Below are 23,645 nucleotides of genomic sequence, written 5' to 3'. Positions count from 1 at the left end.
ACCGACACCGAACCAGGAGGCAAGCCATGTCCGGTCACTCCAAGTGGGCCACCACCAAGCACAAGAAGGCCGCCATCGACGCCAAGCGCGCCAAGGCCTTCGCCAAGTACATCAAGGGCATCGAGGTCGCCGCACGCCAGGGCGGCGCCGACACCGCCGGCAACCCGGCGCTGGACCTGGCCGTGTCCAAGGCCAAGAAGAACTCGGTGCCCAATGACAACATCGACCGCGCCATCAAGCGCGGTGCCGGTCTGACCGGCGAGGTCATCGAGTACTCCGAGATCTTCTACGAGGCCCGCGGCCCCGAGGGCTCGGCGCTGTACATCGAGTGTCTGACCGACAACAAGAACCGCGCGGCCTCCGATGTGCGCGTGGCCGTGACCCGCAACGGCGGCACCATGGCCGATCCGGGCTCGGTGACCTTCATGTTCGAGCGCAAGGGCGTGGCCGAGGTCGCCAAGGCCGACGGCGTCACCGAGGACGACGTCATGATGGCCGTGCTGGACGCCGGTGCGGAGGAGGTCATCGAGGACCAGGAGGTCTTCGAGGTCATCTCCGAGGCCACCGACCTGCCCCAGATCCGCAAGGCCCTGGAGGAGGCGGAGCTGGAGTACAACAACGACGACCCCCAGTTCCGTCCGAACATGAAGGTCGAGCTGGACGCGGACGCCGCCCGCAAGTTCCTGCGCCTGGCCGATGCCATCGAGGAGCTCGACGACGTCCAGAACGTGTTCTCCAACGTGGAGATCACCCCCGAGGTCGCCGCCCAGCTCGAGGACGAGGACTGAGCCAGGCTCCGCCGGCGGACCGAAGCACCGCCATGGGCTCCGCGGCCCGATCGCAGATCCGCTCGCACGCACCCGAGCAGGTCATCCTGGGCGTCGACCCCGGGCTGACCCGCTGCGGGTTCGGGATCGTGCGCATGCGCGCCGATCGCCGCGCCGAGTGGGTCCACCACGAGGTCCAGGGAACGGGAGCCGATGAGCCGCTCGAGCAGCGGATCCTGCGCATCGCCCAGGCCGCTGATCAGCTGCTCGAGCGCTTCGCCCCGGACGCGCTGGCGATCGAGCGCGTCTTCGCCCAGAACAACGCCCCCACCGTGGTCGGCACCGCCCAGGCCTCCGGCGTGGTGATCGCCGCCGCGGCAGCGCGCGGCGTGCCGGTCGCCTGGCACACCCCGTCCGAGGTCAAGGCCGCGGTCACCGGCGACGGCTCGGCGGAGAAGGCCGCGGTGACCAAGATGATCGCGCGCATCCTGCGCCTCGAGGATCTGCCGCGTCCGGCCGATGCCGCGGATGCCCTGGCGATCGCCGTCTGCCACGGCTGGCGCTCCGGCGTCGGAGCAGGTCTGGACGCTCAGGCGGCCACGACCACCACGCATCAGGGGGCGCGCACGGGTCTGCAGCGCGCCGCCCGGGAGCGCGGCGCAGTCCTCACTCCGGCCCAGCGCGCCTGGCAGGCGGCCGAGCAGAAGGCTCGACGCGGTCGCTGAGGGCATCCGCCGGGCCTGCGGGCGTAGGGATTCCCGGGGCACGTCCTGCCCAGCGTCGTCCCTGCGGCTTGGTAGGGTGAGCGGCGTATCGTACTGATGTTCGAATGGCCGTCCTGCTCGTGGGTGGCCTCCCGCATCGAGGAGAGGGTGTTCCCATGATCGCGTCCGTGCGCGGCGAGGTGCTGCACAAGGGGCTGAGCACGGTCGTCGTCGACGTCATGGGGCTGGGCCTGGAGCTGCAGGCCACCCCGCAGACCCTCTCCGGGCTGCACGAGGGCCGTGAGGCCCGGCTGGCCTCGGCCTACGTGGCGCGCAAGGACGACTCCCCGCTGCTGTTCGGCTTCGCGGACGCGGAGGAGAAGGAGATCTTCGAGACCATGCTGGGCGTCTCCGGCATCGGTCCGCGCACCGCCTTGGCGGTGCTGGCCGCTCTGGGCACGCAGGAGGTCCGCACGGCCATCGCCCAGGGCGACCCCAAGCCGTTCACCACCGTCTCCGGCATCGGGCCCAAGGGTGCCAAGCGCATCGTGCTCGAGCTCGCGGACAAGCTCGTGCCCGCCGATCCGGCGCCGGCCTCGGCCCCGCAGGCGGCGCAGATCCCGTTGTGGCGCACTCAGGTGACCGAGGCCCTGACGGGGCTGGGCTGGAACGAGAAGGACGCCGGCGCCGCGATCGACGACGCCCTGGACGGCCGGGAGGAGCTCGCCGAGTCCGGTGATGTCGCCCTGATCCTGCGCACCGTGCTGGCCTGGCTCGGTGCGCGGGCCTCGACTCCCGCGGCCGGTCGCGGCTCGAACCGGGCAGGGGAGGGCCGCTGAGCATGGACGCACAGCACAGCGGACCCGAGCGCCTCGTGGGCGGGGAGCCGGAGCTGGATGAGCGCGCCGTCGAATCGGCGCTGCGCCCCGAGTCCCTGGCGGACTTCGTGGGCCAGCCGCGCGTGCGCCAGCAGCTCTCCCTGGTCCTGGAGGCCTCCAGGCTGCGGGGCCGCAGCGCCGATCACGTGCTGCTGTCCGGCCCTCCCGGTCTGGGCAAGACCACGCTGGCCATGATCATCGCCCAGGAGATGGGTGCTCCGCTGCGCATCTCATCCGGTCCTGCCATCCAGCACTCCGGGGATCTGGCGGCCATCCTCTCCTCACTGACCGAGGGCGAGGTGCTGTTCCTCGACGAGATCCACCGCATGTCCCGGCCTGCCGAAGAGATGCTCTACATGGCCATGGAGGACTTCCGGGTCGACATCGTGGTGGGCAAGGGCGCCGGAGCGACCTCGATCCCACTGGATCTGCCGCCGTTCACACTGGTCGGAGCCACCACGCGCGCTGGTCTGCTGCCGGGGCCGCTGCGCGATCGCTTCGGCTTCACCGGGCACCTCGAGTTCTACAGCGATCATGAGCTCGTCTCTGTGCTGCGCCGCTCGGCCGGGCTGCTGGACCTGCGCCTGTCCACGGAGGGCTTCCAGGAGGTGGCCACCCGCTCGCGCGGTACGCCGCGCATCGCCAACCGCCTGCTGCGGCGCGTGCGCGATTGGGCCCTGGTCCACGGCGTGGACAGCATCGACGCTCGAGCCTGCTCGGCGGCCCTGGAGATGTACGAGGTCGACTCGAGGGGCCTGGATCGCCTGGATCGCTCCGTGCTCGAGGCGCTGATCCGCCACTTCGGCGGCGGCCCGGTGGGGCTGTCCACGCTGGCCATCGCCGTGGGGGAGGAATCGGAGACCGTCGAGGAGGTCGCCGAGCCCTACCTGGTGCGCGAGGGCCTGCTGGCACGGACCCCGCGCGGTCGCATTGCCATGCCCGCTGCCTGGGAGCACCTGGGACTGGTCCCGCCCGAGCACGCCGCCTTCCGCGACACCGCGGTGCGCCAGGCGCTCGGGGACAGGGCGCCCAGCGAGCAGGACCCGCCGCAGCAGTAGCCCGCAGACGGGCCGAGCTGCATGCAGCGCGGCTCGAGCGGGGGCCAGGAGCCCGCCCCTTCCTGCGGGCGGGGTGCGGAAGCGCTCTGCGTGACCCGTCGCCTGGGAGGCCGCTGACCGGGTGCAGCGCGGTCGCGTCCCCTACCATGGACGGGAATCCCCGCCGCCGCCCGAGGCCAGCCTCCACGTCCCGGAGCTGAGACCGAGCCGCGGCAACGACCACCATGCGATGCCTCGAGCGCATCGCAGGATCAGGAGTCTGCATGACACCCGCCGTTCCCGCTTCGCTGTCCGCCGCCGGAAGCGCCGGAGGAGGCGGCTCCTCCATGCTGCTCTTCGGCTTCATGCTGCTGCTGATCATCGGCATGTTCTGGTTCTCCAGCCGCACCCGCAAGAAGCAGCAGGAGAAGCTCAAGTCGCAGCAGCGCGCCATGGAGCCGGGCATGGAGGTCATGACGAGCTACGGCCTCTACGGCCGCCTGGTCTCCAAGGACGAGGACGCCGTCAAGGCCGTCCTCGAGATCGCCCCGGGCACCCAGGTCACGGTGCACCTGCAGACGCTGACCAATGTTGTCGAGAAGGACGCCCCCGGCGCCCAGGGCACGCAGACCCGCGCTGAGGGTGCGGGTGCCACCGGCTCCACGGCCGCTGACGAGACCCCCGTCGACGACACCGCCGCCGGTGATCCCACGGATCCCCGCGATCCGGGAGCCGACTCCTCCCGCTGATCCTCCAGCACCTGCGCCTCGGCCGCTCGGCCGGGGCGCTCGTGCGTGTCGCGGTCCCGAGCTCGACTGCTCGGGCCCGCCATGGCGTGGCCGCAGCACGCGGCCCCCGTCTTGAACCCCTCGAACCCCGCAAGGATCTGCGCCCCCGATGTCGACATCGCCAGAAGATCGCTCCTCCGCGAGCACCCCCGGCCGCGAGCCGGGGGACCGGAAGAAGAAGCCGCGCCGCGGCGAGCAGGAGACCGCCGCCCAGCGCGCGCAGCGCCGGCAGGTCGGCGGCACCGAGCTGCACCGCGCGGTGAGCACCGCCCGCGGCTCGCTCGTGGCCATGTTCGTGCTCCTGGTCGCCCTGTTCGGCGTGCTCAGCTGGGGTGCGGGGCAGGGGCACACCGGCTGGGGGCCGCGTCTGGCGCTGGACCTCGAGGGCGGCACGCAGATGATCCTGACTCCCGAGCTGACCGGTCAGCAGGAGGGCGATGAGATCTCCCAGGAGCAGCTCGACCAGGCGGTGGAGATCATCCGCCAGCGCGTCGACGGCTCCGGCGTCTCCGAGGCCGAGGTCTCCACGCAGGGCGGGGAGAACATCGTGGTGTCCATGCCGGGCACGCCCGATCAGGAGACCCGGGACCTGATCCAGACCTCGGCGCAGATGAGCTTCCGCCCGGTGCTGATGGTCGGCCCCGCCGAAGCCACTCCCGAGGATCAGCGCACACCGGAGGACGAGCAGATCGAGCCGGAGGCCGAGCCCACGGACTCGTCGGATCCCAACTGGGTCGACGGCGATCTGATGGCCCAGTACGAGGCCACGGACTGCACACAGCCGCAGACCCCTGAGCAGCGCGCGGCCCAGGACCCGGAGGCGGCCATCGTCGCCTGCGATCCGGCCGGCGGCGGCAAGTACATCCTGGGCCCGATCGAGCTCGAGGGCACTGACATCTCGGACTCGTCGTACGGCATGGCCCAGGGCGCCAACGGGACGACCACCGGTCAGTACGCCGTGAACATCCAGTTCGACGATGAGGGCACCCAGACCTTCAAGGAGCTCTCCGAGCGCCTGAACTCGATCGGGCAGACCAGCCCCGGCGACCCGCGCAACCAGTTCGCGATCCTGCTCGACGGCGAGGTCATCTCCGCGCCGTCCATGGACGCGGTGATCCCCGACGGCCAGGCGCAGATCACCGGCTCCTTCACCGAGGAGGAGGCCGCGTTCCTCTCCGAGCAGCTGCGCTACGGCTCCCTGCCCGTGAGCTTCGAGATCTCCTCCGAGCAGCAGATCTCGGCCACGATGGGCGCCGATCAGCTGCGCTGGGGCGTCGTCGCCGGACTCATCGGCCTGGCCCTGGTGGCCGTCTACTGCCTGCTGCAGTACCGCCTGCTGGGCCTGGTGACCATCGCCTCGCTCGTGGTCCTGGGCGTGGCGTCCTGGCTGGCCATCGTGCTGCTGGGCTGGGGCATGAACTACCGCCTGTCGATGGCCGGCGTGGCCGGTCTGATCGTGTCGATCGGCATGGCCGCGGACTCGTTCATCGTCTACTTCGAGCGCATCCGCGATGAGATCCGCATCGGGCGCACGATCCCGGCGGCCATCGACCACGGCTGGAAGCGCGCCCGCCAGACGGTGATCGCCTCCAAGACCGTGAACCTGATCGCCTCCGTGGTGCTCTACTTCGTGGCAGTGGGCAACGTGCGCGGCTTCGCGTTCACCCTGGGTCTGACCGCAGTGATCGACCTGGTGGTCGTCTTCCTGTTCACCCACCCCGTCATGGTCCTGCTCTCGCGCACCCGCTTCTTCGCCCAGGGTCGCAAGGGCTCCGGACTGGATCCCGAGACCCTCGATGCCGTGCCGCTCTACCGCGGCGCCGGACGCACCCGGACCCCGGATGACCTGGATCCATCCGCCGGCGCCGTGGCCGAGGAGCCCGCCGCGCAGACCGCCCCGGCCGAGTCGGAGCTCGTGGGCGCCTCCTCGCCGCTGAGCTCCCGCCCGTCGGGGGCTTCGGCGGAGCCCGACGACGAGCGCGGACTCACCGTCGCCGAGCGCAGGCGTCGGGCCCGCCGCGAGGCAGGCGTGTCAGCCCCGGCCGACCCGCCGCCCCCGCAGGACCCGGATGCGACCCGCCCGGCCGCCGACCGACGCACGAACGAGGAGGACGCCTGATGTCCCGCTTCTCAGACTTCGGCAACGACCTCTACAGCGGTCGTCGCTCCTTCGCCTTCGTGCCCCGCCGCTGGCTGTGGCTGGCCGTCGCCGCCGTGCTCGTGGTGATCAGCCTGCTGATCCCCGTGGTCAAGGGCGGCTTCAACCTGGGCATCGACTTCACGGGAGGCTCGGAGTTCACGATCTCCTCGGTGGCCGACGACGATCCGCAGGCGGGCCAACAGGCGCTGCAGGACACCGGTGCCGCCGAAGGCGGCGACGTCACCAGCATCGCCCCGGGCATCGTGCGCGCCCAGACCGAGCAGCTCGACGACGAGCAGACCCTCGAGGTCCGCGACGCCCTGGCCCAGGCCTACGACGTCCCCGCTGAGAACGTCACCTCGAACTTCGTGGGCCCCACCTGGGGCGCTGGCATCTCCGAGCAGATGCTGCGCGGTCTGGTGATCTTCCTGGCGCTCACCGCTGTCGTGATGGCCCTGTACTTCCGCACCTGGAAGATGTCGGTGGCCTCGATGGCCGGCGTGTTCGTCACGGTCGCCCTGACCGTGGGCACGTACTCGCTCGTAGGCTTCGAGGTCACGCCCTCGGCCGTGATCGGCTTCCTGACCGTGCTGTCCTACTCGCTCTACGACACCGTGGTCGTCTTCGACAAGGTGCGCGAGAACACCCAGGGCCTGCTCGACGGCTCCGCACCGGCCTCCCGCCGACAGCGCGGGTTCCTGGGCCAGATCAACCTGGCGGCCAACCAGACGCTGGTGCGTTCGATCAACACCTCGGTCGTGGGCCTGCTGCCCGTGGGCGCCATCCTGTTCATCGGAGCCGCGCTGCTGGGCGCCGGAACGCTCAAGGACCTGGCGCTGTCGCAGTTCGTGGGCATCATCTACGGCACGCTGGCCACGCTGTTCGTGGCCACACCGCTCTACGCGGTGCTGCGCTCCAGGGAGCCCGCCGTGCGTCGGCTCGACGAGGCCGCCTCGAAGGGGACGCAGGCCACGGACGACGGCACCGGGATCGCTTCCGAGGACGAGGCTCCTGACAGCGTGGCCGCAGGCGGCGCCGTCTCCCGTACCGGAGCCGCGGAAGCCTGAGCAGGCGCCGCACTGTGGTCTGGAACACTTCCGGATCGACCTACAATTGCCGGATCGATCCAGCGCAGCGATCGCGTGGACGAGCCGGGCGCTGAGACCGGACGCAGCGAGAACAGGAGGCGGAGATGACCGACGGCCGCAGGGGAGTCATCGACGACGGCCGGGGGCGGCCTCCGAGCGCGACTGCCTCCGTCGCTGAGTCTGCTGAGCCTGTCGAGAGCGCCGGGTCCGCCGAGCCGGTGGAAGAGGCCTCGGCCGACGGCGCCGCCACCGGGACGTCTGCGAATGATCCGGAGGAGGCCATCGCCCGGCGGTCCCGTCAGCTGGAGGCCGAGGAGGTCCAACGCATGGCACGTCGGCGCACCGGCTCGAGCGCCGGCGGCACGCACTGGGTCGTGCCCGCCTCCCGTCCCGTGTTCGGCCGCGCCGTGTTCCCGGGCCGCTCGGAGCGCACCCGCTCCACGCTGTCGTACCTGTCGGGGGCCTCGATCTCGTCGTCGCCGCTGATCGAGCCGCTGCTGCGCACGGTGCGCGAGAACGCACCCGGCGAGGATCTCGCCGTCCTGCAGCGGGCGTTCGCCGTGGCCGACGAGCGCCACCAGGGGCAGAAGCGCAAGAGCGGCGACCCGTACATCACCCACCCGGTGGCCGTGACGACCATCCTGGCCGAGCTCGGGATGACCGGCTCGGTGCTGGTGGCAGCCCTGCTGCACGACACCGTCGAGGACACCGACTACTCGCTCGAGCAGCTCACCGAGGAGTTCGGCGAGGAGGTCGCGGCCCTCGTCGACGGCGTGACCAAGCTGGACAAGGTCCAGTACGGGGAGAACGCGCAGGCCGAAACCGTGCGCAAGATGATCGTGGCCATGGCCAAGGACATCCGCGTGCTGCTGATCAAGCTCGCCGATCGGCTGCACAACGCCCGCACGTGGCGCTTCGTGTCCCAGGAGTCCTCGGGGCGCAAGGCGCGCGAGACCCTGGAGATCTTCGCACCGCTGGCCCACCGCCTGGGCTTGAACACGATCAAGTGGGAGCTCGAGGACCTGTCCTTCGCGGCGCTGTACCCCAAGATCTACGAGGAGATCGTGCGGATGGTGGGGGAGCGCCAGCCCCAGCGCGAGCGCAACCTGGCGCAGATCCGCTCCGTGGTGGCCGAGGATCTGGACAAGGCCGAGATCGAGGCCACGATCACCGGGCGCCCCAAGCACTACTACTCCATCTACCAGAAGATGGTTGTGCGGGGTAAGGATTTCGATGAGATCCAGGACCTGTTGGCCGTGCGCGTGCTGGTGGGGACGGTGCGCGAGTGCTATGCGGCACTGGGCGCTCTGCATGCGCGGTGGCGACCGCTGCCGGGGCGGTTCAAGGACTACATCGCCATGCCCAAGTTCAACATGTACCAGTCGCTGCACACCACGGTGCTGGGACCGAACGGGCGCCCGGTCGAGATCCAGATCCGCACCCACGACATGCACCAGCGCGCCGAGTACGGTGTGGCGGCGCACTGGAAGTACAAGGCCTCCGGGGCGGCCGACGGCCCCTCCGCCAAGGCGGATGCCGATGACATCGGCTGGCTGAAGTCCCTGGTGTCGTGGCAGGACGAGACACGGGACTCGACCGAGTTCCTGGACTCGCTGCGCTATCAGATCGACACCAAGGAGGTCTTCGTCTTCACACCCAAGGGCGATGTCATGGCGCTGCCCGTGGGCTCCACCCCGGTGGACTTCGCCTACGCCGTGCACACGGAGGTCGGGGACAAGACCATCGGTGCGCGGGTCAACGGCAAGCTCGTGTCACTGTCCTCCGAGCTGCAGCACGGCGACTGGGTCGAGGTGCTGACCTCCAAGTCCGAAGCCGCCGGACCGTCGCAGGACTGGCTGAAGTTCGTCTCCTCGCCGCGGGCCCGGTCCAAGATCAAGCAGTGGTTCTCCAAGGAGCGCCGCGAGGAGGCCATCGAGCGCGGCCAGGAGGCGCTGACCCGGGCGCTGCGCAAGCACCATCTGCCGCTGCAGCGCACCGTGACCCAGGAGGCGCTGGTCTCGGCGGCGCACACGCTGAACAAGTCGGATATCGCCGAGCTCTACGAGGCCATCGGCACCGATGCGGTGACGGCCCGCCAGGTCGTGGACCTGCTGGTCGAATCGGCCGGCGGCGAGGAGGGCTCGGCCGAGGAGATCGACGACACCTCCACCCCCATCCAGCCGGTGCGCTCCCGCGTGGTCGACGCCGGCGTGGTCGTGGACGGAGCCACCGACGTCTACGTCAAGCTCGCCCGCTGCTGCACCCCGGTCCCGCCGGATGCCATCGTGGGCTTTGTGACCCGGGGCCAGGGCATCTCGGTGCACCGCGCCGACTGCTCGAACATCGCCGCGCAGAAGGAGCCAGAGCGCCTGGTCAAGGTCCACTGGGCCCCTACCCAGGCCTCGGTGTTCCTGGTCGAGATCCAGGTCGAGGCGCTGGATCGCGCCTCGCTGCTCTCCGATGTCACCCGGGTGCTCTCCGAGAACCACGTGAACATCCTCTCGGCCAACGTCTCGACCTCCACGCAGCGCGTGGCGATCTCCCGCTTCGCCTTCGAGATGGGCGATGCCCGCTACCTCAACCACGTGCTCAACCAGGTCCGACGGATCGACGGCGTCTACGACGTCTACCGCACTTCCGGGCAGCGCAGGCTGTCCCCCGCGGAGGCCTGAGGACTCCTTCCGCTCCACCGTGCTGGAGCTTCGCAGGTCGTGCCGGGTGGCGCTGCGCGACGTCTGCGCTGTCCATGGCCGGCTCACCGCGGCACGACCAGCCCGAGCCTGCGGCAGGCCCTGCGCAGTGCGGCCATGCCCTGGCGTCGCTGCGGCAGCCGGGAGCGATCCCGCAGCAGGTCCATGACGGCCTGAGGCCCCACGCCCAGGTGCGGGGCCTCCAGGAGCCGCTCCAGGGCGGGCGCCGCCGTAGGGTCCTCCCAGCAGGCCAGGTCGGCCGCCGTGCGCAGGGGCGTGGTGACCCGAAGACCGTGGAGCCGGTCGACGTCCTGCGGCTCATGGGCGAGCTGGCGCACCTCCCAGGGCAGGCCGTTGTGCTGCGGATCCACCGGGCGGGTGGTGGTGCGCCGCCGGCGATGGACCATCAGGTGCAGGCGAGCCGGTGCCGGGCAGCAGGAGAGGAACCAGGCGGCGGTCGTGCGATGCAGCACTGCGTGCTCCAGCACCGCCGCCGGCACGATCGCCCGGATGGCCTCAGCCCGATGCGCACGGGTCACGGGCTGCAGCCGCGGGCTGCAGGTGCCGCCCAGCAGCGGGGCGGCCAGGTCATCGCGCTGCAGCGCCGTTCGCTCAAGGGCGGAGAGCTCGACCCATCGCGGTTCTTCATCGGCGGAGGGTCGGAGGGTCTTGTGAGGATCGAGCAGCGGATGTGTCATGGCCGAGAGTCCACACCGACTCCGGGTGGTGAGGGGGATCGGGATCGCGGCTGTGGACAGAGCCGTGGCGTGGCGATGGCCCCCGATCCAGCAGAGGGATCGAGGGCCATCGGACGGAGGTCTCAGCCTGTGCTGCTGAGCCAGTCAGCTCACAGCGAGGCGGCGGAGCGGCGGATCATCTCCAGCATGGACTGGGCGCTGTCGATCTCCTTGTCGAGCTTCTTGGTCCGAGCGGAGTCTCCGGCGGCCTCGGCGGCCTCCTTCTTGGCCTGCAGATCTGCCAGCTTCTCCTCCGCCTGGGCGGTCATGGCGTTGGAGCGGACCTCGGTCTGCGAGGCGGCCTTGATGCGACCGCCGGAATCGGCCTCGCGCACGGCGTCCTCGACCTCGCCGAGCTCGTTCTCGATGCGCTTGAAGTCCCCGCGCGGGACCTTGCCGATCTCCTCCCAGCGGGCCTGGATGGACGACAGCTTCTTGCGGGCAGCCTTGGCGTCCGTGACGGGCAGCAGCTCGCGGGCCTCCTTGACCAGGGCCTCCTTGAGCTCCAGGTTGGCCGCGAACTCCCGGTCGACCTGCTTGTCGGCCTCCTTGCGGGCGTTGAAGAACACGTCCTGGGCGGCGCGGAAGCGGGCCCACAGGGCGTCGTCGTCCTTGCGCCCGGCGCGCGGGGTGGCCTTCCAGCGGTCCATCAGGTCGCGGTACTTGCCGGAGGTGGGGCCCCAGTCGGTCGAGGACTGCAGGGCCTCGGCCTCGGCGATCAGCTTCTGCTTGGTCTTCTTGGCCTCGGCGTTGCGCTCGTCGAGCTTGGAGAAGAACGCGCGGCGGTGGCGGTCGAACGTGGTGCGGGCGCCGCGGAAGCGCTTCCACAGCGACTCCTCGTCCTTGCGGGAGAGGCGATTGCCCGACTTCTGATGGGCCTGCCAGGCCTCGAAGAGCTCGTTCATGCGGGCGGTGGACTGCTTCCACTGCGTCTTCTCGGGCTCCTGCGCGGCGACCCGCTCGGCCTCGGCCACGATGGCCTCGCGGTGGGCGAGGTTCTCGGCGCGGGCGGCGTCGGCGGCCTTGCGGTGCTCGGCCTCCAGCTCCTTGATGCGCGGGCGCAGCGCCTCCAGGCGGGCCTCCAGCGCGCGGACGTCGCCCACGAGCTTGCGCTCGCCCAGCTGCGTCTTCACACGATCCAGACTGCGGGTCAGATCCCCGGCGGGAGCTCCAGCTGCCACACGCTGCTCGAGCAGCTCGACCTGGGTGCGGGCCTCCAGGAACTTCTTGGCGAAGTAGGCCAGCGCCTCGTCCTTCGGCACCTCCGGGACCTGCCCGGCCAGGACCTTCTCGCCGTCGATGAGCAGGTGCACGCTGCCGTCGTCGTCGACCTCGCCGAACTGGCGGGCCTCCTCAAGCTGCTCCGGGGTGACCTCCGCGGACGGTGCCGGCGTGGACGGGGCCGGTGCGCTCGAGGCCGCGGGGGCCTGGGCGGCCGAGGCGGGAGTGGGGGCGGCGGGCGAGGGAGCCGAGGTCTGCTCGCTCTCCTGGCCGGCAGCCTGCTCGGGGGCCTTCTCGGCCTCGGTGGGCTGCGGCTCGGCGGGGGAGGCGGACTCCTCGGCGGAGGACTGCGCCTCCTGCGCCGGGACGGTCGCAGCCGACGGCTCGCCGTCCTCGGCCGCACCGCCCTGCTGGATCAGGGTCTGATCCGCCGCCTCCTTCTCCTCGGCAGCTGTGGCCTCCTCGACGGCGACGGCATCGGCGATCTCACCTGCCACGTCCTCGCCGTCCGCCTGGGCCTGGGCCATGCGGGTCTGCTCCTCCTCGGCCAGCTGCGCCTCGGTGGTCTCGCCCGCGGGCGATTCCGCCTGGGCGGCGTCGGCGTCAGCCGCGGCCTCGGCGGCCGTGGAGTCGGGGTCGGCGGCCGCTTCGGTCGCCGGGAGGAAGTTGTCGTCGGATTCGAGACGCTCAGTCACCGCTGGAACTCTTTCGCTCGTGCCGACACGCGATCCCGGAACTCGCTGAGGGGGCGCTCGGCAGCCTGTCATGGTCCGCCGCTCGTGTGCTGCGCGGACGCTGTGCCCGTCCATCGTATCCAGAGGCGCCGACGCGACACCGGATGCGCGTTCGCCCGGGCGATGCCGTCGTCCGCCCCCACCCCGCTCACGGCCCCTCCCCACCGCCGAACGGGCAGCCCTTTGCGCTATAGGGCCTCTCAGCGCAACTGATTGCCCGTTCGGCGGTGGGGTGGGGGAGTCGCCGACGACGGGGCGGCGTGGATCTAGACTGTCCCGGACGCCGTCCGGCGCCAGCACCCACGTCGACCGCAACACCAGGAGACGACGCCCCATGGCCAGCAAGACCTCCCTCTCCGGCTTCCCCGAGTGGCTCCCGCAGGAGCGGCTCGTGGAGCTGCACGTGCTCGACACGCTGCGGGAGACCTTCGAGCTGCACGGCTTCTCCTCGATCGAGACCCGCGCCGTGGAGACCGTCGACCAGCTGCTGCGCAAGGGGGAGATCGATAAGGAGGTCTACGGCGTCTCGCGCCTGCAGGAGGACGAGGACAGCGGCCCCAAGGAGGGCCAGCTGGCACTGCACTTCGATCTCACCGTGCCGTTCGCCCGCTACGTCGTGGACAACGCCGGGCACCTCAGCTTCCCGTTCCGCCGGTACCAGATCCAGAAGGTCTGGCGCGGCGAGCGTCCCCAGGAGGGCCGTGCCCGCGAGTTCACGCAGGCGGACATCGACGTCGTGGGCGACGGCGCCCTGCCCTTCCGCTACGACGTCGAGATGGCCCTGGTGATCATCGACGCCCTGTCGAAGCTGCCCATCCCGGAGTTCGTTCTGCGGGTCAACAACCGCAAGCTCGCCGAGGGCTTCTACCGCGGCATCGGCCTGTCGGATGCCCCCGCCGTGCTGCGCGAGATCGACAAGCTCGAGAAGATCGGAGCCCAGGCCGTGGCCGCGAATCTCATCGAGAACGTGGGTGCCACGCAGGAGCAGGCCGACGCCGCGCTGAAGCTGGCGAGCATCCGCACCGAGGACGCCTCCTTCGTGGAGCAGGTCCGCGCGCTCGGCGTGCAGGACGAGCTGCTCGACGAGGGCCTGGCCGAGCTCGAGGAGGTCGTCGCCGAGGCCGTGCGCCGCGCCCCCGGCAAGCTGGTGGCCGATCTGTCGATCGCCCGCGGCCTGGACTACTACACCGGCACCGTCTACGAGACCGTGCTCGTGGGTCACGAGAAGCTGGGCTCCGTGTGCTCTGGCGGTCGCTACGAGTCGCTGGCCTCCTCCGGCAAGCGCACCTTCCCGGGCGTGGGCCTGTCGGTCGGCGTCACCCGACTGGTCTCGCGCATCCTCTCGCAGGGACTGGCCGAGGCCTCGCGCTCGGTGCCCACCGCCGTGCTGATCTCCCTGGTGGACGAGGACTCCTGGTCCGAGGCCCAGGACGTCGCCCAGCAGCTGCGCGCCCGCGGCATCGCCTGCGAGGTCTCGGCCTCGGCCGCTAAGTTCGGCAAGCAGATCCGCCACGCCGATCGCCGCGGCATCCCCTTCGTCTGGTTCTCGACCCGCGACGACTCCGGTGCGGTGACCCACGAGGTCAAGGACATCCGCTCCGGCGAGCAGGTCGCCGCCGATCCGGCCTCCTGGACTCCGCCGGCCGAGGACCTGCGCCCGTCGGTCGGCGCCCCGCTCAGCTGCGCCGATTGAGCACCAGGGCCCGCCCTGCCAGGCCCACCGCGAAGATCCCGAGCATCACGGCCACGGACTGCCACGGCAGCGAGAAGGCCAGCAGCAGGCAGCCGATCAGGCCCACGATGTTCAGCGCCCTGGGCGCCCAGCGCGGCCGCTCGTGCAGGGTGACCGCGGAGAGGTTGGCCAGCGCGTAGTAGACGAGCACGCCGAAGGACGAGAAGCCGATCACGGTGTGCAGATCGGTGAGGACGATCAGCGCGATCACGATCACGGCGGTGGTCAGCTCCGAGGCCCAGGGGACCTGCCTGCTCGAGATCCGGCGCAGGTACCGGGGCAGGTCGCGCTCCCGCGACATGGCCAGCGACGTGCGGGAGACCCCGGCGATCAGCGCCAGAAGAGCTCCCAGGGCGCCGGCGGCGGCCGCAAGCGTCACCACCGCAGCCAGGGCGGCGGAGGCGCCGTCGCCGAGGCCCAGCCGGATCGAGATCTCCTGGGCGGCAGCCAAGAACGGGGCCGAAGACGCCGCCAGCCCACCGGCGCCCAGCAGCCCGAGCAGCAGGACGGCCAGGAGCAGGTAGACCACGAGCACGAAGGCCAGCGCGCCCAGGATCGCCCGCGGGATGGTGCGCTGCGGGTCTCGGACCTCCTCGCCCATGGTGGCCACTCGTGCGTAGCCGGCGAAGGCGAAGAAGAGCAGCCCCGCTGCGGGAAGGACGCCCAGGGCGCTGCCGCGGTCGTCCTGCATGGCGGCTGTCAGGCCGTGCGTCGTGTCTGCTCCCAGCGCCGCCACGGTCAGACCCGCCACGACGGCCAGGATCAGCAGCACGACCGAGACCAGGATCCGCGTGAGCCCTGCGGTGCGGGTGATCCCGCCCAGGTTGACGCCGGTCAGCACCACGATCGCGGCCACCGCGAGGGCTCGGGCAGCGGCGGTGCCGTCGTCGAGCCCGAGCAGGGAGGCGGCGTACAGGCCGAAGGCCATCGACATGCCGGCCGCGGAGGCCGTCTTGCCGGTCACGAACCCCCAGCCGGCGGCGAAGCCGGCCCAAGGGCCCAGCTGCCGGTTCGCATAGACATAAGTGCCGCCGGAGGCCGGGTGGACCATGGCCAGCTGCGCCGTGGAGGTCGCATTGCACCAGGCCACGGCCGCCGCCAGCAGCAGCGCGACCGGCAGCAGCGCACCGGCATGGGCGGCGGCCGGGGCGAAGGCCGCGAACACCCCGGCGCCGATCATCGACCCGACGCCGATGATCGCGGCGTCGGCCGTGCCCAGGCGTCGGGCGAGCTCGCCGGGTCGGCTCGCCGAAGATGCGGCAGGGGGACGGGACGGTGAGGCGTTCACTGATCTCCTAAGGCGGCGCGGCGGCGGGATCGGGCCGGTGGGGCGAGGGCCACCCCCGGCTTGTAGACTCGACCGCGGCGACGCTACAGATCCCCGGTGAACCCGTCGTGAACGGGACCGGGCAGAGCGCTCGCCCCCAGACACCCCGAAGCCCCGGCGCATCCCGCCGGAGGGATTCGACGACGACCACGACCAGAAGGAAGTCCCACGTGCTGCGCACTCATCGACTCGGCGAGCTGAACGCCGAGCTCATCGGAGACACCGTCACCCTGACCGGCTGGGTGGACCGTCGTCGCGATCACGGCGGCGTCGCCTTCCTGGATCTGCGCGACGCCTCCGGCGTGGCCCAGGTGGTCGTGCGCGATGAGAACGACTTCCACCCGCTGCGCAACGAGTTCGTGCTGCAGATCCAGGGCACCGTCGAGCGCCGCCCGGAGGGCAACGAGAACCCGAACCTGCCCACCGGCGAGATCGAGGTCATCGCCGAGACCGTCACGGTGCTCAACACCTCGGCCCCGCTGCCGTTCCAGATCGACGAGCACGTGGAGGTCGGCGAGGAGGCCCGCCTCAAGTACCGCTACCTGGACCTGCGCCGCCCGGAGCCTGCCCGCATCATGCGCCTGCGCTCGGAGGCCTCCCGCGTGGTGCGCGAGCTGCTGCACGAGCAGGACTACCTCGAGGTCGAGACGCCCACGCTGACCCGCTCCACCCCGGAGGGCGCCCGCGACTTCCTGGTCCCGGCGCGTCTGGCCCCGGGCTCCTGGTACGCGCTGCCGCAGTCCCCGCAGCTGTTCAAGCAGCTGCTGCAGGTCGGCGGGCTCGAGCGCTACTTCCAGATCGCGCGCTGCTACCGCGACGAGGACTTCCGCGCCGACCGCCAGCCGGAGTTCACCCAGCTGGACATCGAGGCCTCGTTCGTCGAGCAGGACGATGTGATCGAGCTCGGCGAGGCCATCGTGAAGGCGCTGTGGTCGCTGATCGACGTGGAGGTCCCCACCCCGATCCGGCGCATGACCTACGCCGAGGCCATGGAGAAGTACGGCTCGGACAAGCCGGACCTGCGCTTCGGCCTGGAGCTCACCGAGCTGACCGAGTACTTCAAGGACACCCCGTTCCGCGTGTTCCAGGCCCCGTACGTGGGCGCCGTCGTCATGCCGGGCGGAGCCTCCCAGCCCCGACGCACGCTGGATGCCTGGCAGGAGTGGGCCCAGCAGCGCGGCGCCAAGGGCCTGGCCTACATCCTGTACAAGGAGGACGGCGAGTTCTCGGGCCCCGTGGCCAAGAACATCACGGACGAGGAGAAGGCCGGCCTGGCCGAGGCCACCGGCGCGGCCCCCGGCGACTGCATCTTCTTCGCGGCCGGCGAGGCCAAGCCGTCGCGCGGCCTGCTGGGTGCTGCGCGCGTGGAGATCGGCCACCGCACCGGGCTGATCGACCCGAACGACTGGGCCTTCGTGTGGGTCGTCGACGCCCCCATGTTCGAGCCCGCCTCGGATGCCGTGGCCTCCGGCGACGTCGCCGTGGGCTCCGGGGCCTGGACCGCCGTGCACCACGCGTTCACCTCGCCGCGCCCGGAGTACCTGGACACGTTCGACGAGAACCCCGGCGAGGCCCTGGCCTACGCCTACGACATCGTGCTCAACGGCACGGAGCTCGGCGGCGGCTCGATCCGCATCCATCGCCGCGACGTCCAGGACCGGGTCTTCCGCGTCATGGGGCTGTCCGAGGAGGAGGCCCAGGAGAAGTTCGGTTTCCTGCTCGATGCCTTCTCCTTCGGCGCGCCCCCGCACGGCGGCATCGCGCTGGGCTGGGACCGCGTGATCGCGCTGCTGGCCGGAGCGGATTCCATCCGCGAGGTCATCGCCTTCCCCAAGACCGGCAACGGCTACGACCCCCTGACGGCCGCGCCCGCGCCCATCACCGCGCAGCAGCGCAAGGAGGCCGGTGTGGACGCCAAGCCGGAGTCTCAGGCCAAGAAGGCAGCGGCTGCGGAGGACGTTCGCGAGGACCAGGGCGAGCAGCCCTCGGCGCCGACCGAAGGCTGAGCGGGTCCGCCCGCCGCGCCAGGACCACCGAGACAGGAGCAGAGCATGGCCCAGCAGGACATCATCCTCATCCACGGCACCTGGGGCAGCGGCGAGAGCTGGGGCCCGTTCGCCGACGAGCTGCGCGGGCTCGGGCTGCGCGTGCACACGCCCACGCTGCGCCACCACGGGACGCCGCAGGACCACGACGTCTGGGAGCTGGCCGAGCGGGTGCGGCGAGTCAGCCTCACGGACTACGTCGACGACCTGCAGCGCGAGGTCGAGCAGATGGAGACGGCCCCGATCATCCTGGGCCATTCTCTGGGCGGGCTGATCGCCCAGCTGCTCGCCGCGCGGGTGGAGTGCGCGGGCCTGATCCTGCTCTCCACGGCTCCCAGCCGTGGCATGTTCGCGCTCTATCCGTCCATGCTGCGGCTGTGGGGACCCCACGCCCCGACCTGGCTGCTCAGCCGCCCCATGTTCCCGGTCCCGCTGCAGACCTTCCGCAAGCGCATCGCCAACGTCCACTCGGACGAGGACACCGCCCGGCGCCACCGCACCCAGTGCGCCGAGTCGGGCCGGGCCTACCGGCAGATGTGCCTGTGGTTCCTGGACCCCACGAAGGCCTCCCAGGTCGACCCGGAGGCGATCCAGGCCCCGGTGCTGGTCGTCGGGGGAACGGAGGACCGCTGCGTCGATCCGCGCGTGGCCAAGTCCACGGCCAGGCTGCTGGGGTCGCAGGCGCAGCTGCACATGATGCGCGGCGCGGATCACGAGATGGCCTCCGAGAAGCACATGCCCGAGACGCTCCGCCTGATCGCGGAGTGGGGCGCCGAGCACGGCCTGCTGCCGAGCGCCCGAGAGCGTCGCTGAGGCCGCGGGGCCGGTCGGCGTGATGGACTGATCCGCATGCGAGTCATTCTGCAGCGAGCGCGCGGCGCCTCCGTCACGATCCCCGGCCCCGACGGCCCGCAGACCGTCGGCTCCTTCGAGGGCCCCGGCCTGGTGGCGCTCGTGGGCGTGGCCCACGGCGATGACGCCGCCACGGCCGCAGCCCTGGCGGAGAAGACGGCTGGGCTGCGGATCATGTCCGATGCCCAGTCCGACGAGGTCTCGTGCACCGACCTGGGCGCCCCGGTGCTCGTGGTCAGCCAGTTCACCCTCTACGGCGACGTCCGCAAGGGCCGGCGCCCGTCGTGGTCGCAGGCGGCGCCGAGGGAGGCCTCCGAGCCGATCGTCGAGGCCTATGCGCAGCGGCTGCGCGAGCTCGGCCTCGAGGCCCCCACCGGGCAGTTCGGTGCGGACATGCAGGTCAGCCTGGTCAACGACGGTCCGGTGACCCTGATCCTGGACTCCGAGCAGCTGGCGCGACCGCGGCGCGGCTGAGTCCGTTCGTCGCAGATCCGACGGTCCCGGGTCTGCGCTCCTGCCTCGCCCGTACGACGTCCGCGTCGACTGCGGTGTCGGAGACCGTCCCTAGCCTGAGAGCGTGACCAGCCAGAGCGACACCTCGCTGTTCGATCTAGACCCGGAGCCGGAGACCGATCCGGATCCGGAGACCGCCGCCGCGCCCTCGCAGGGCCGCCCGGGTGCCCGCACGGGAGCAGGTCGGCGCCGCTCGCCCTCCCCGCTGGCGGTGCGCATGCGCCCGCGCACGCTGGACGAGGTCGTGGGCCAGAAGCACCTGCTGCGCCCCGGCTCGCCGTTGCGCGTGCTGGCCGGAGAGGACACCGGGCCGGCCGGACCCAGCTCAATCATGCTGTGGGGCCCGCCCGGCACGGGCAAGACCACGATCGCCCACGTCATCGCCCGCGGCCCCCACCGCAAGTTCGTGGAGCTGTCGGCCATCACCGCCGGCGTGAAGGACGTCCGCCGGGTCATGGACCAGGCCCTCACGGACCGGGATCTGCATGGGCGCACCACCGTGCTGTTCCTGGACGAGATCCACCGCTTCACCAAGGCCCAGCAGGATGCCCTGCTGCCCGGCGTGGAGCGCGGCTGGGTCGTGCTGGTTGCCGCGACCACCGAGAACCCGTCCTTCTCGGTGATCTCCCCGCTGCTGTCGCGCTCGCTGCTGCTGACCCTGCAGCCGCTCGAGCAACGGGACATCGGGGAGCTGATCGATCGTGCGGTGACCGATCCCCGCGGCCTCGACGGCGCGGTCGCCCTGCAGCCCCGGGCCCGCGAGCACCTGCTCGAGCTGTGCGGCGGCGATGCCCGCAAGGCCCTGACCGGACTGGAGGCCGCCGCGGCCGTCGCGCTGTCGGAGGCCGCGGCCCGTGAGGCGGAAGCGCCCGCTGCGGCTGAGGGCGGCACCGATGCCGAGTCCTCGGAGGATGCAGGGGCGAGCACCGCAGACTCGCAGCATGATGCCGAGGACGCCGGCCCGTCGAACGCAGGTGCGGTCCCGGAGATCACCGTGGAGCACACCACGGAGGCCATGGACCGAGCCGCGCTGCGCTACGACCGCGACGGCGACCAGCACTACGACGTCATCTCCGCGTTCATCAAGTCGATCCGCGGCTCGGACGTCGACGCCTCGCTGCACTACCTGGCCCGGATGATCGAGGCAGGGGAGGACCCCCGGTTCATCGCCCGGCGCCTGATCATCTCCGCCGCGGAGGACATCGGCACCGCCGACCCCACGGCCCTGCAGACCGCCGTGGCCGCCGCCCAGGCCGTGCAGCTGATCGGCATGCCGGAAGGGCGGATCCCGCTGGCGGAGGCCACTGTCCTGCTGGCCACCGCACCCAAGTCCAACGCCGCCTACACGGCGATCGACCAGGCCATCGCCGACGTCCGCGCGGGCAAGGCCGGCCCCGTGCCCCCGCACCTGCGCGACGCCCACTACCCGGGGGCGCAGTCGCTGGGTCACGGGCGCGGCTATCGGTATGCGCATGACGCCCCCAACGCCGTGGCCTTCCAGCAGTACCCGCCGGACGAGCTGGTCGGGAAGGACTACTACCTGCCGACCGGCTACGGCCACGACCGAGAGCTGCAGCAGCGCACCCGCAAGCTGCGCGGCATTATCCGCGACGGCCCCTGACCGGCGTTGCGCACCACATGAGCCCCTTGTATGACTATCGTCACTCGAGACGCCGGGTATCGGTAACCAGCCCCGAGCCGACCGGGTGACCGGAGGAGAGGAAGAACCCATGGCGAACAGGACCTTCAGCACAGACCGCTCCGCGCTCAACCAGCGCTCGCGGGCCCGGGCGCTCGAGCAGATGGAGAACGGACCCCAGCTCGACGTCCTCGTCGTCGGCGGCGGCGTCACGGGCGCCGGCATCGCCCTGGATGCGGCCACCCGCGGTCTGCGGGTGGGGATCGTCGAGGGTCAAGACTGGGCCGGGGCCACCTCGCGCTGGTCCTCCAAGCTCGTCCACGGCGGGCTGCGCTACCTGCAGCAGCTCGACGTCAAGCTCGTCGCCGAGGCCCTGGGGGAGCGCGAGCGGCTGCTGTACACCCTGGCGCCGCACCTGGTGGAGCCCGTCCCATTCCTGTACCCGCTGCACAGCGGCTGGGAGCGCCCGTATGTCGGCACGGGGATCGGCCTGTACGACACCCTGGCGCACCTGAACTCCAAGGTGACCTCGCTGCCCAAGCGCGAGCACCTGAGCACCGAGGAGGTGCTCAAGCAGTTCCCCGACTTCCGCGAGGACGCCTCCGTGGGCGCTTTCAAGTACTGGGACGCCAAGGTCGATGACGCCCGCCTGGTCGTCACCCTGGTGCGCACCGCCGCGGCCAATGGAGCGCTGGCGGCCAACCGCGCCGAGGTTGTCGACCTGCTGCGCGAGGAGGACGAGTTCCAGGAGGGCCAGAACGTCGTGGGCGCCCTGGTGCGCGACAAGGAGACCGGCCGCGAGTTCCCGGTGCGCGCCTCGACCGTCATCTCCGCCACGGGTGTGTGGACCGAGTCCGTCCAGTCGCTCAGCGCCGCGGACGCCGGGCTGAAGGTGCTGGCCTCCAAGGGCATCCACATCGTGGTGCCGCGCGAGCGAATCCGCGGCGACGTCGGGCTGATCCTGCAGACCGAGAAGTCCGTGCTGTTCGTGATCCCGTGGGCGCATCACTGGATCATCGGCACCACGGACACCCCCTACGAGCAGTCCCTGGACACTCCTGCGGCCACGGGCGCGGACATCGACTACGTCATCGATCACGCGAATGAGGTCCTGGCCGACCCGCTGACCCGCGAAGACGTCATCGGCGTCTACGCCGGTCTGCGCCCGCTGCTGCAGCCGGTGACCCGCGACGGTCAGGACACGGCCTCCACCAAGGTCTCGCGCGAGCACACCGTGATGGAGCCGGTGCCGGGCCTGGTGAGCATCGCCGGCGGCAAGCTGACCACCTACCGCATCATGGCCCAGGACGCAGTGGACCTGGCTCTGGGCGAGGAGGAGGCGCAGAAGCGCCCGTCGATCACGGATCGCACACTGCTCCACGGCGCCGACGGCGTCTTCGGGCTGCGGGCGCGGATTCCGCTGCTGCTCGAGGACCTGCGCGCCGGGGCGGAGGACCCGCAGGTGTGGACCGAGCAGCGCCTGACCGACCTGATCGCCCGCTACGGCTCGGACCTGCACGCCGTGCTGGCGCTGATCGATGAGGACCCGTCGCTCGAGCGGCCGCTGGCCGGCGCGCCGGTGCACCTGCGCGCCGAGATCGTCCACGCCTGCCGGGCGGAGGGCGCGCTTCACCTCGAGGACCTGCTCGACACCCGCACCCGCCTCACCTACTCCGAGCCCCATCACGGCGACGCCGCAGTCGATGAGATCGCCGATCTGGCGGCAGCCGAGCTCGGCTGGGACGCCCAGCGCCGGGATCGGGAGGTCGAGGCCTATCGCTCGCGCAGCGCGGCAGAGGACGCCGCGGCCCGCACCCAGGAGGATCCGGCCGCAGAGCAGGCCCGCGACAGCGCCGAGCCTGTCGTGGAGGGTCTGCGCGTGCGCACTGTCCGCGACGATGACCAGCAGGGCGGGCGAGACCGCCAGGCCGATACGAACGGAGAGTGATCATGCTCAGCATCCCCGGGCAGACCATGCTGCCCCAGGCCCAGGAGGCCGCCCAGGTCGGTCTCGGCCAGGTCTTCGTCTCCGAGGTGATCGGCACCGCGGTGCTGATCCTCCTCGGCTGCGGCGTGGTGGCCAACGTGGTGCTGCCCAAGACCAAGGGCCACGACGGCGGCTGGCTCCTGATCAGCTTCGGCTGGGGACTGGGCGTGTTCGCCGGTGTCTACATGGCCTGGGCATCGGGGGCGCACATCAATCCCGCGGTGACCCTCGGAATGCTCGTCTCGGGCGCCTCCGAGTACGCCCCGGGCGTGGCCGTCACGCCCGCCTCTACCGCCGTCTACTTCATCGCCACCACACTGGGCGCCTTCCTGGGCGCGGTGCTGGTCTGGCTGGCGCACAAGAAGCACTACGAGGCCGCCGATGACCCCGCCTCCATCCTGGGCACGTTCGCCACCTCCGCGGAGATCCGCTCCCCGTGGTGGAACGTGGTCACGGAGGTCATCGCGACCTTCGTGCTGGTCGCGGTGATCCTCGTGTTCGGCGAGACCCCCTCGCAGCTCGGTCCCCTGGCCGTGGCCATGCTCGTCGTCGGCATCGGGGCGAGCCTCGGCGGGCCCACCGGCTACGCCATCAACCCCGCCCGTGACCTCGGTCCGCGCCTGGCCCATGCCGTGCTGCCCATCCGGGGCAAGGGCGGCTCGGACTGGTCCTACTCCTGGGTCCCGATCGCCGGGCCCCTGATCGGTGCAGCCCTGGCCGGGCTGCTCGTGCGCGCACTGGCCTGACCCACCCATCCGCGGTCCCG

The 23,645-nt window shown here is 71.2% G+C and carries 18 protein-coding genes; 15 read left to right on the top strand and 3 right to left on the bottom strand.

Features of this window, described 5'->3' with window-relative positions; all coding sequences use genetic code 11:
- Positions 1-26 precede the first annotated feature (26 nt).
- The 8 genes from M3E84_RS00365 (at position 27) to M3E84_RS00330 (ending at position 10,074) form a co-directional block, all read left to right on the top strand.
- Complete coding sequence (locus M3E84_RS00365) at positions 27-788, top strand: YebC/PmpR family DNA-binding transcriptional regulator (protein WP_259893884.1); 762 nt, start codon at positions 27-29, stop codon at positions 786-788.
- A gap of 32 nt (positions 789-820) precedes the next feature.
- A complete protein-coding gene (ruvC, locus tag M3E84_RS00360; protein ID WP_259893882.1) occupies positions 821-1,492 on the top strand; it encodes a crossover junction endodeoxyribonuclease RuvC in 672 nt (223 codons plus the stop codon).
- A gap of 155 nt (positions 1,493-1,647) precedes the next feature.
- Positions 1,648-2,310 (top strand): Holliday junction branch migration protein RuvA, encoded by a 663-nt coding sequence (gene ruvA / locus M3E84_RS00355; RefSeq protein WP_259893880.1) that lies wholly within the window; start codon positions 1,648-1,650, stop codon positions 2,308-2,310.
- A gap of 2 nt (positions 2,311-2,312) precedes the next feature.
- Positions 2,313-3,407, top strand: a complete 1,095-nt coding sequence (gene ruvB, locus M3E84_RS00350; RefSeq protein ID WP_259893878.1) for a Holliday junction branch migration DNA helicase RuvB — start codon at positions 2,313-2,315, stop codon at positions 3,405-3,407.
- A 263-nt stretch (positions 3,408-3,670) separates the two neighbouring features.
- Positions 3,671-4,135, top strand: coding sequence for a preprotein translocase subunit YajC (yajC, locus tag M3E84_RS00345; RefSeq protein WP_259893877.1), 465 nt, complete (start codon positions 3,671-3,673; stop codon positions 4,133-4,135).
- A 328-nt stretch (positions 4,136-4,463) separates the two neighbouring features.
- Positions 4,464-6,293, top strand: a complete 1,830-nt coding sequence (gene secD, locus M3E84_RS00340) for a protein translocase subunit SecD (protein WP_396415525.1) — start codon at positions 4,464-4,466, stop codon at positions 6,291-6,293.
- Positions 6,293-7,381, top strand: a complete 1,089-nt coding sequence (gene secF / locus M3E84_RS00335) for a protein translocase subunit SecF (protein WP_259893874.1) — start codon at positions 6,293-6,295, stop codon at positions 7,379-7,381. The genes secD and secF overlap by 1 nt, the downstream gene beginning before the upstream one ends.
- Before the next feature lie 125 nt (positions 7,382-7,506).
- Complete coding sequence (locus M3E84_RS00330) at positions 7,507-10,074, top strand: bifunctional (p)ppGpp synthetase/guanosine-3',5'-bis(diphosphate) 3'-pyrophosphohydrolase (RefSeq protein ID WP_259893872.1); 2,568 nt, start codon at positions 7,507-7,509, stop codon at positions 10,072-10,074.
- Positions 10,075-10,157: 83 nt separating this feature from the next.
- Here M3E84_RS00330 and M3E84_RS00325 read toward each other — a convergent pair whose 3' ends face one another.
- Both M3E84_RS00325 and M3E84_RS00320 read right to left on the bottom strand, forming a co-directional pair.
- Positions 10,158-10,790 (bottom strand): hypothetical protein, encoded by a 633-nt coding sequence (locus M3E84_RS00325; protein WP_259893870.1) that lies wholly within the window; start codon positions 10,788-10,790, stop codon positions 10,158-10,160.
- Between the two features lie 149 nt (positions 10,791-10,939).
- Positions 10,940-12,745: a DUF349 domain-containing protein gene (locus tag M3E84_RS00320; protein WP_259893868.1), complete on the bottom strand. Its 1,806-nt coding sequence runs from the start codon at positions 12,743-12,745 to the stop codon at positions 10,940-10,942.
- Positions 12,746-13,118: 373 nt separating this feature from the next.
- On the opposite strand from M3E84_RS00320, the gene hisS reads away from it, so the two are divergent.
- Positions 13,119-14,477, top strand: a complete 1,359-nt coding sequence (gene hisS / locus M3E84_RS00315) for a histidine--tRNA ligase (RefSeq protein WP_259893866.1) — start codon at positions 13,119-13,121, stop codon at positions 14,475-14,477.
- On the opposite strand, the gene M3E84_RS00310 is transcribed toward hisS, so the two are convergent.
- The gene (locus M3E84_RS00310; protein ID WP_259893864.1) at positions 14,461-15,804 is read right to left on the bottom strand and encodes an APC family permease; all 1,344 of its coding nucleotides are present in this window, start codon (positions 15,802-15,804) and stop codon (positions 14,461-14,463) included. The two genes, hisS and M3E84_RS00310, sit on opposite strands and share 17 nt — an antisense overlap.
- A 209-nt stretch (positions 15,805-16,013) precedes the next feature.
- Between M3E84_RS00310 and aspS the strand changes: the two genes are divergently transcribed.
- From aspS to M3E84_RS00280, 6 genes are all read left to right on the top strand, one after another.
- The gene (gene aspS / locus M3E84_RS00305; RefSeq protein ID WP_259893862.1) at positions 16,014-17,849 is read left to right on the top strand and encodes an aspartate--tRNA ligase; all 1,836 of its coding nucleotides are present in this window, start codon (positions 16,014-16,016) and stop codon (positions 17,847-17,849) included.
- Positions 17,850-17,894: 45 nt separating this feature from the next.
- Positions 17,895-18,701 (top strand): alpha/beta hydrolase, encoded by an 807-nt coding sequence (locus M3E84_RS00300; protein WP_259893860.1) that lies wholly within the window; start codon positions 17,895-17,897, stop codon positions 18,699-18,701.
- 36 nt (positions 18,702-18,737) lie between these two features.
- Positions 18,738-19,214, top strand: coding sequence for a D-aminoacyl-tRNA deacylase (gene dtd, locus M3E84_RS00295; protein WP_259893858.1), 477 nt, complete (start codon positions 18,738-18,740; stop codon positions 19,212-19,214).
- Positions 19,215-19,317: 103 nt separating this feature from the next.
- Positions 19,318-20,874 (top strand): replication-associated recombination protein A, encoded by a 1,557-nt coding sequence (locus M3E84_RS00290; RefSeq protein ID WP_259893856.1) that lies wholly within the window; start codon positions 19,318-19,320, stop codon positions 20,872-20,874.
- Between the two features lie 109 nt (positions 20,875-20,983).
- Positions 20,984-22,840, top strand: coding sequence for a glycerol-3-phosphate dehydrogenase/oxidase (locus tag M3E84_RS00285; RefSeq protein ID WP_259893854.1), 1,857 nt, complete (start codon positions 20,984-20,986; stop codon positions 22,838-22,840).
- A gap of 26 nt (positions 22,841-22,866) precedes the next feature.
- Positions 22,867-23,625 (top strand): MIP/aquaporin family protein, encoded by a 759-nt coding sequence (locus M3E84_RS00280; RefSeq protein WP_396415524.1) that lies wholly within the window; start codon positions 22,867-22,869, stop codon positions 23,623-23,625.
- Positions 23,626-23,645: the final 20 nt, after the last annotated feature.

This window comes from Kocuria sp. p3-SID1428, assembly GCF_025149945.1.
GTDB lineage: Bacteria > Actinomycetota > Actinomycetes > Actinomycetales > Micrococcaceae > Kocuria.
Note: the sequence above shows the minus strand (reverse complement) of the source record. Positions and strands in the feature narration are given on the sequence as shown.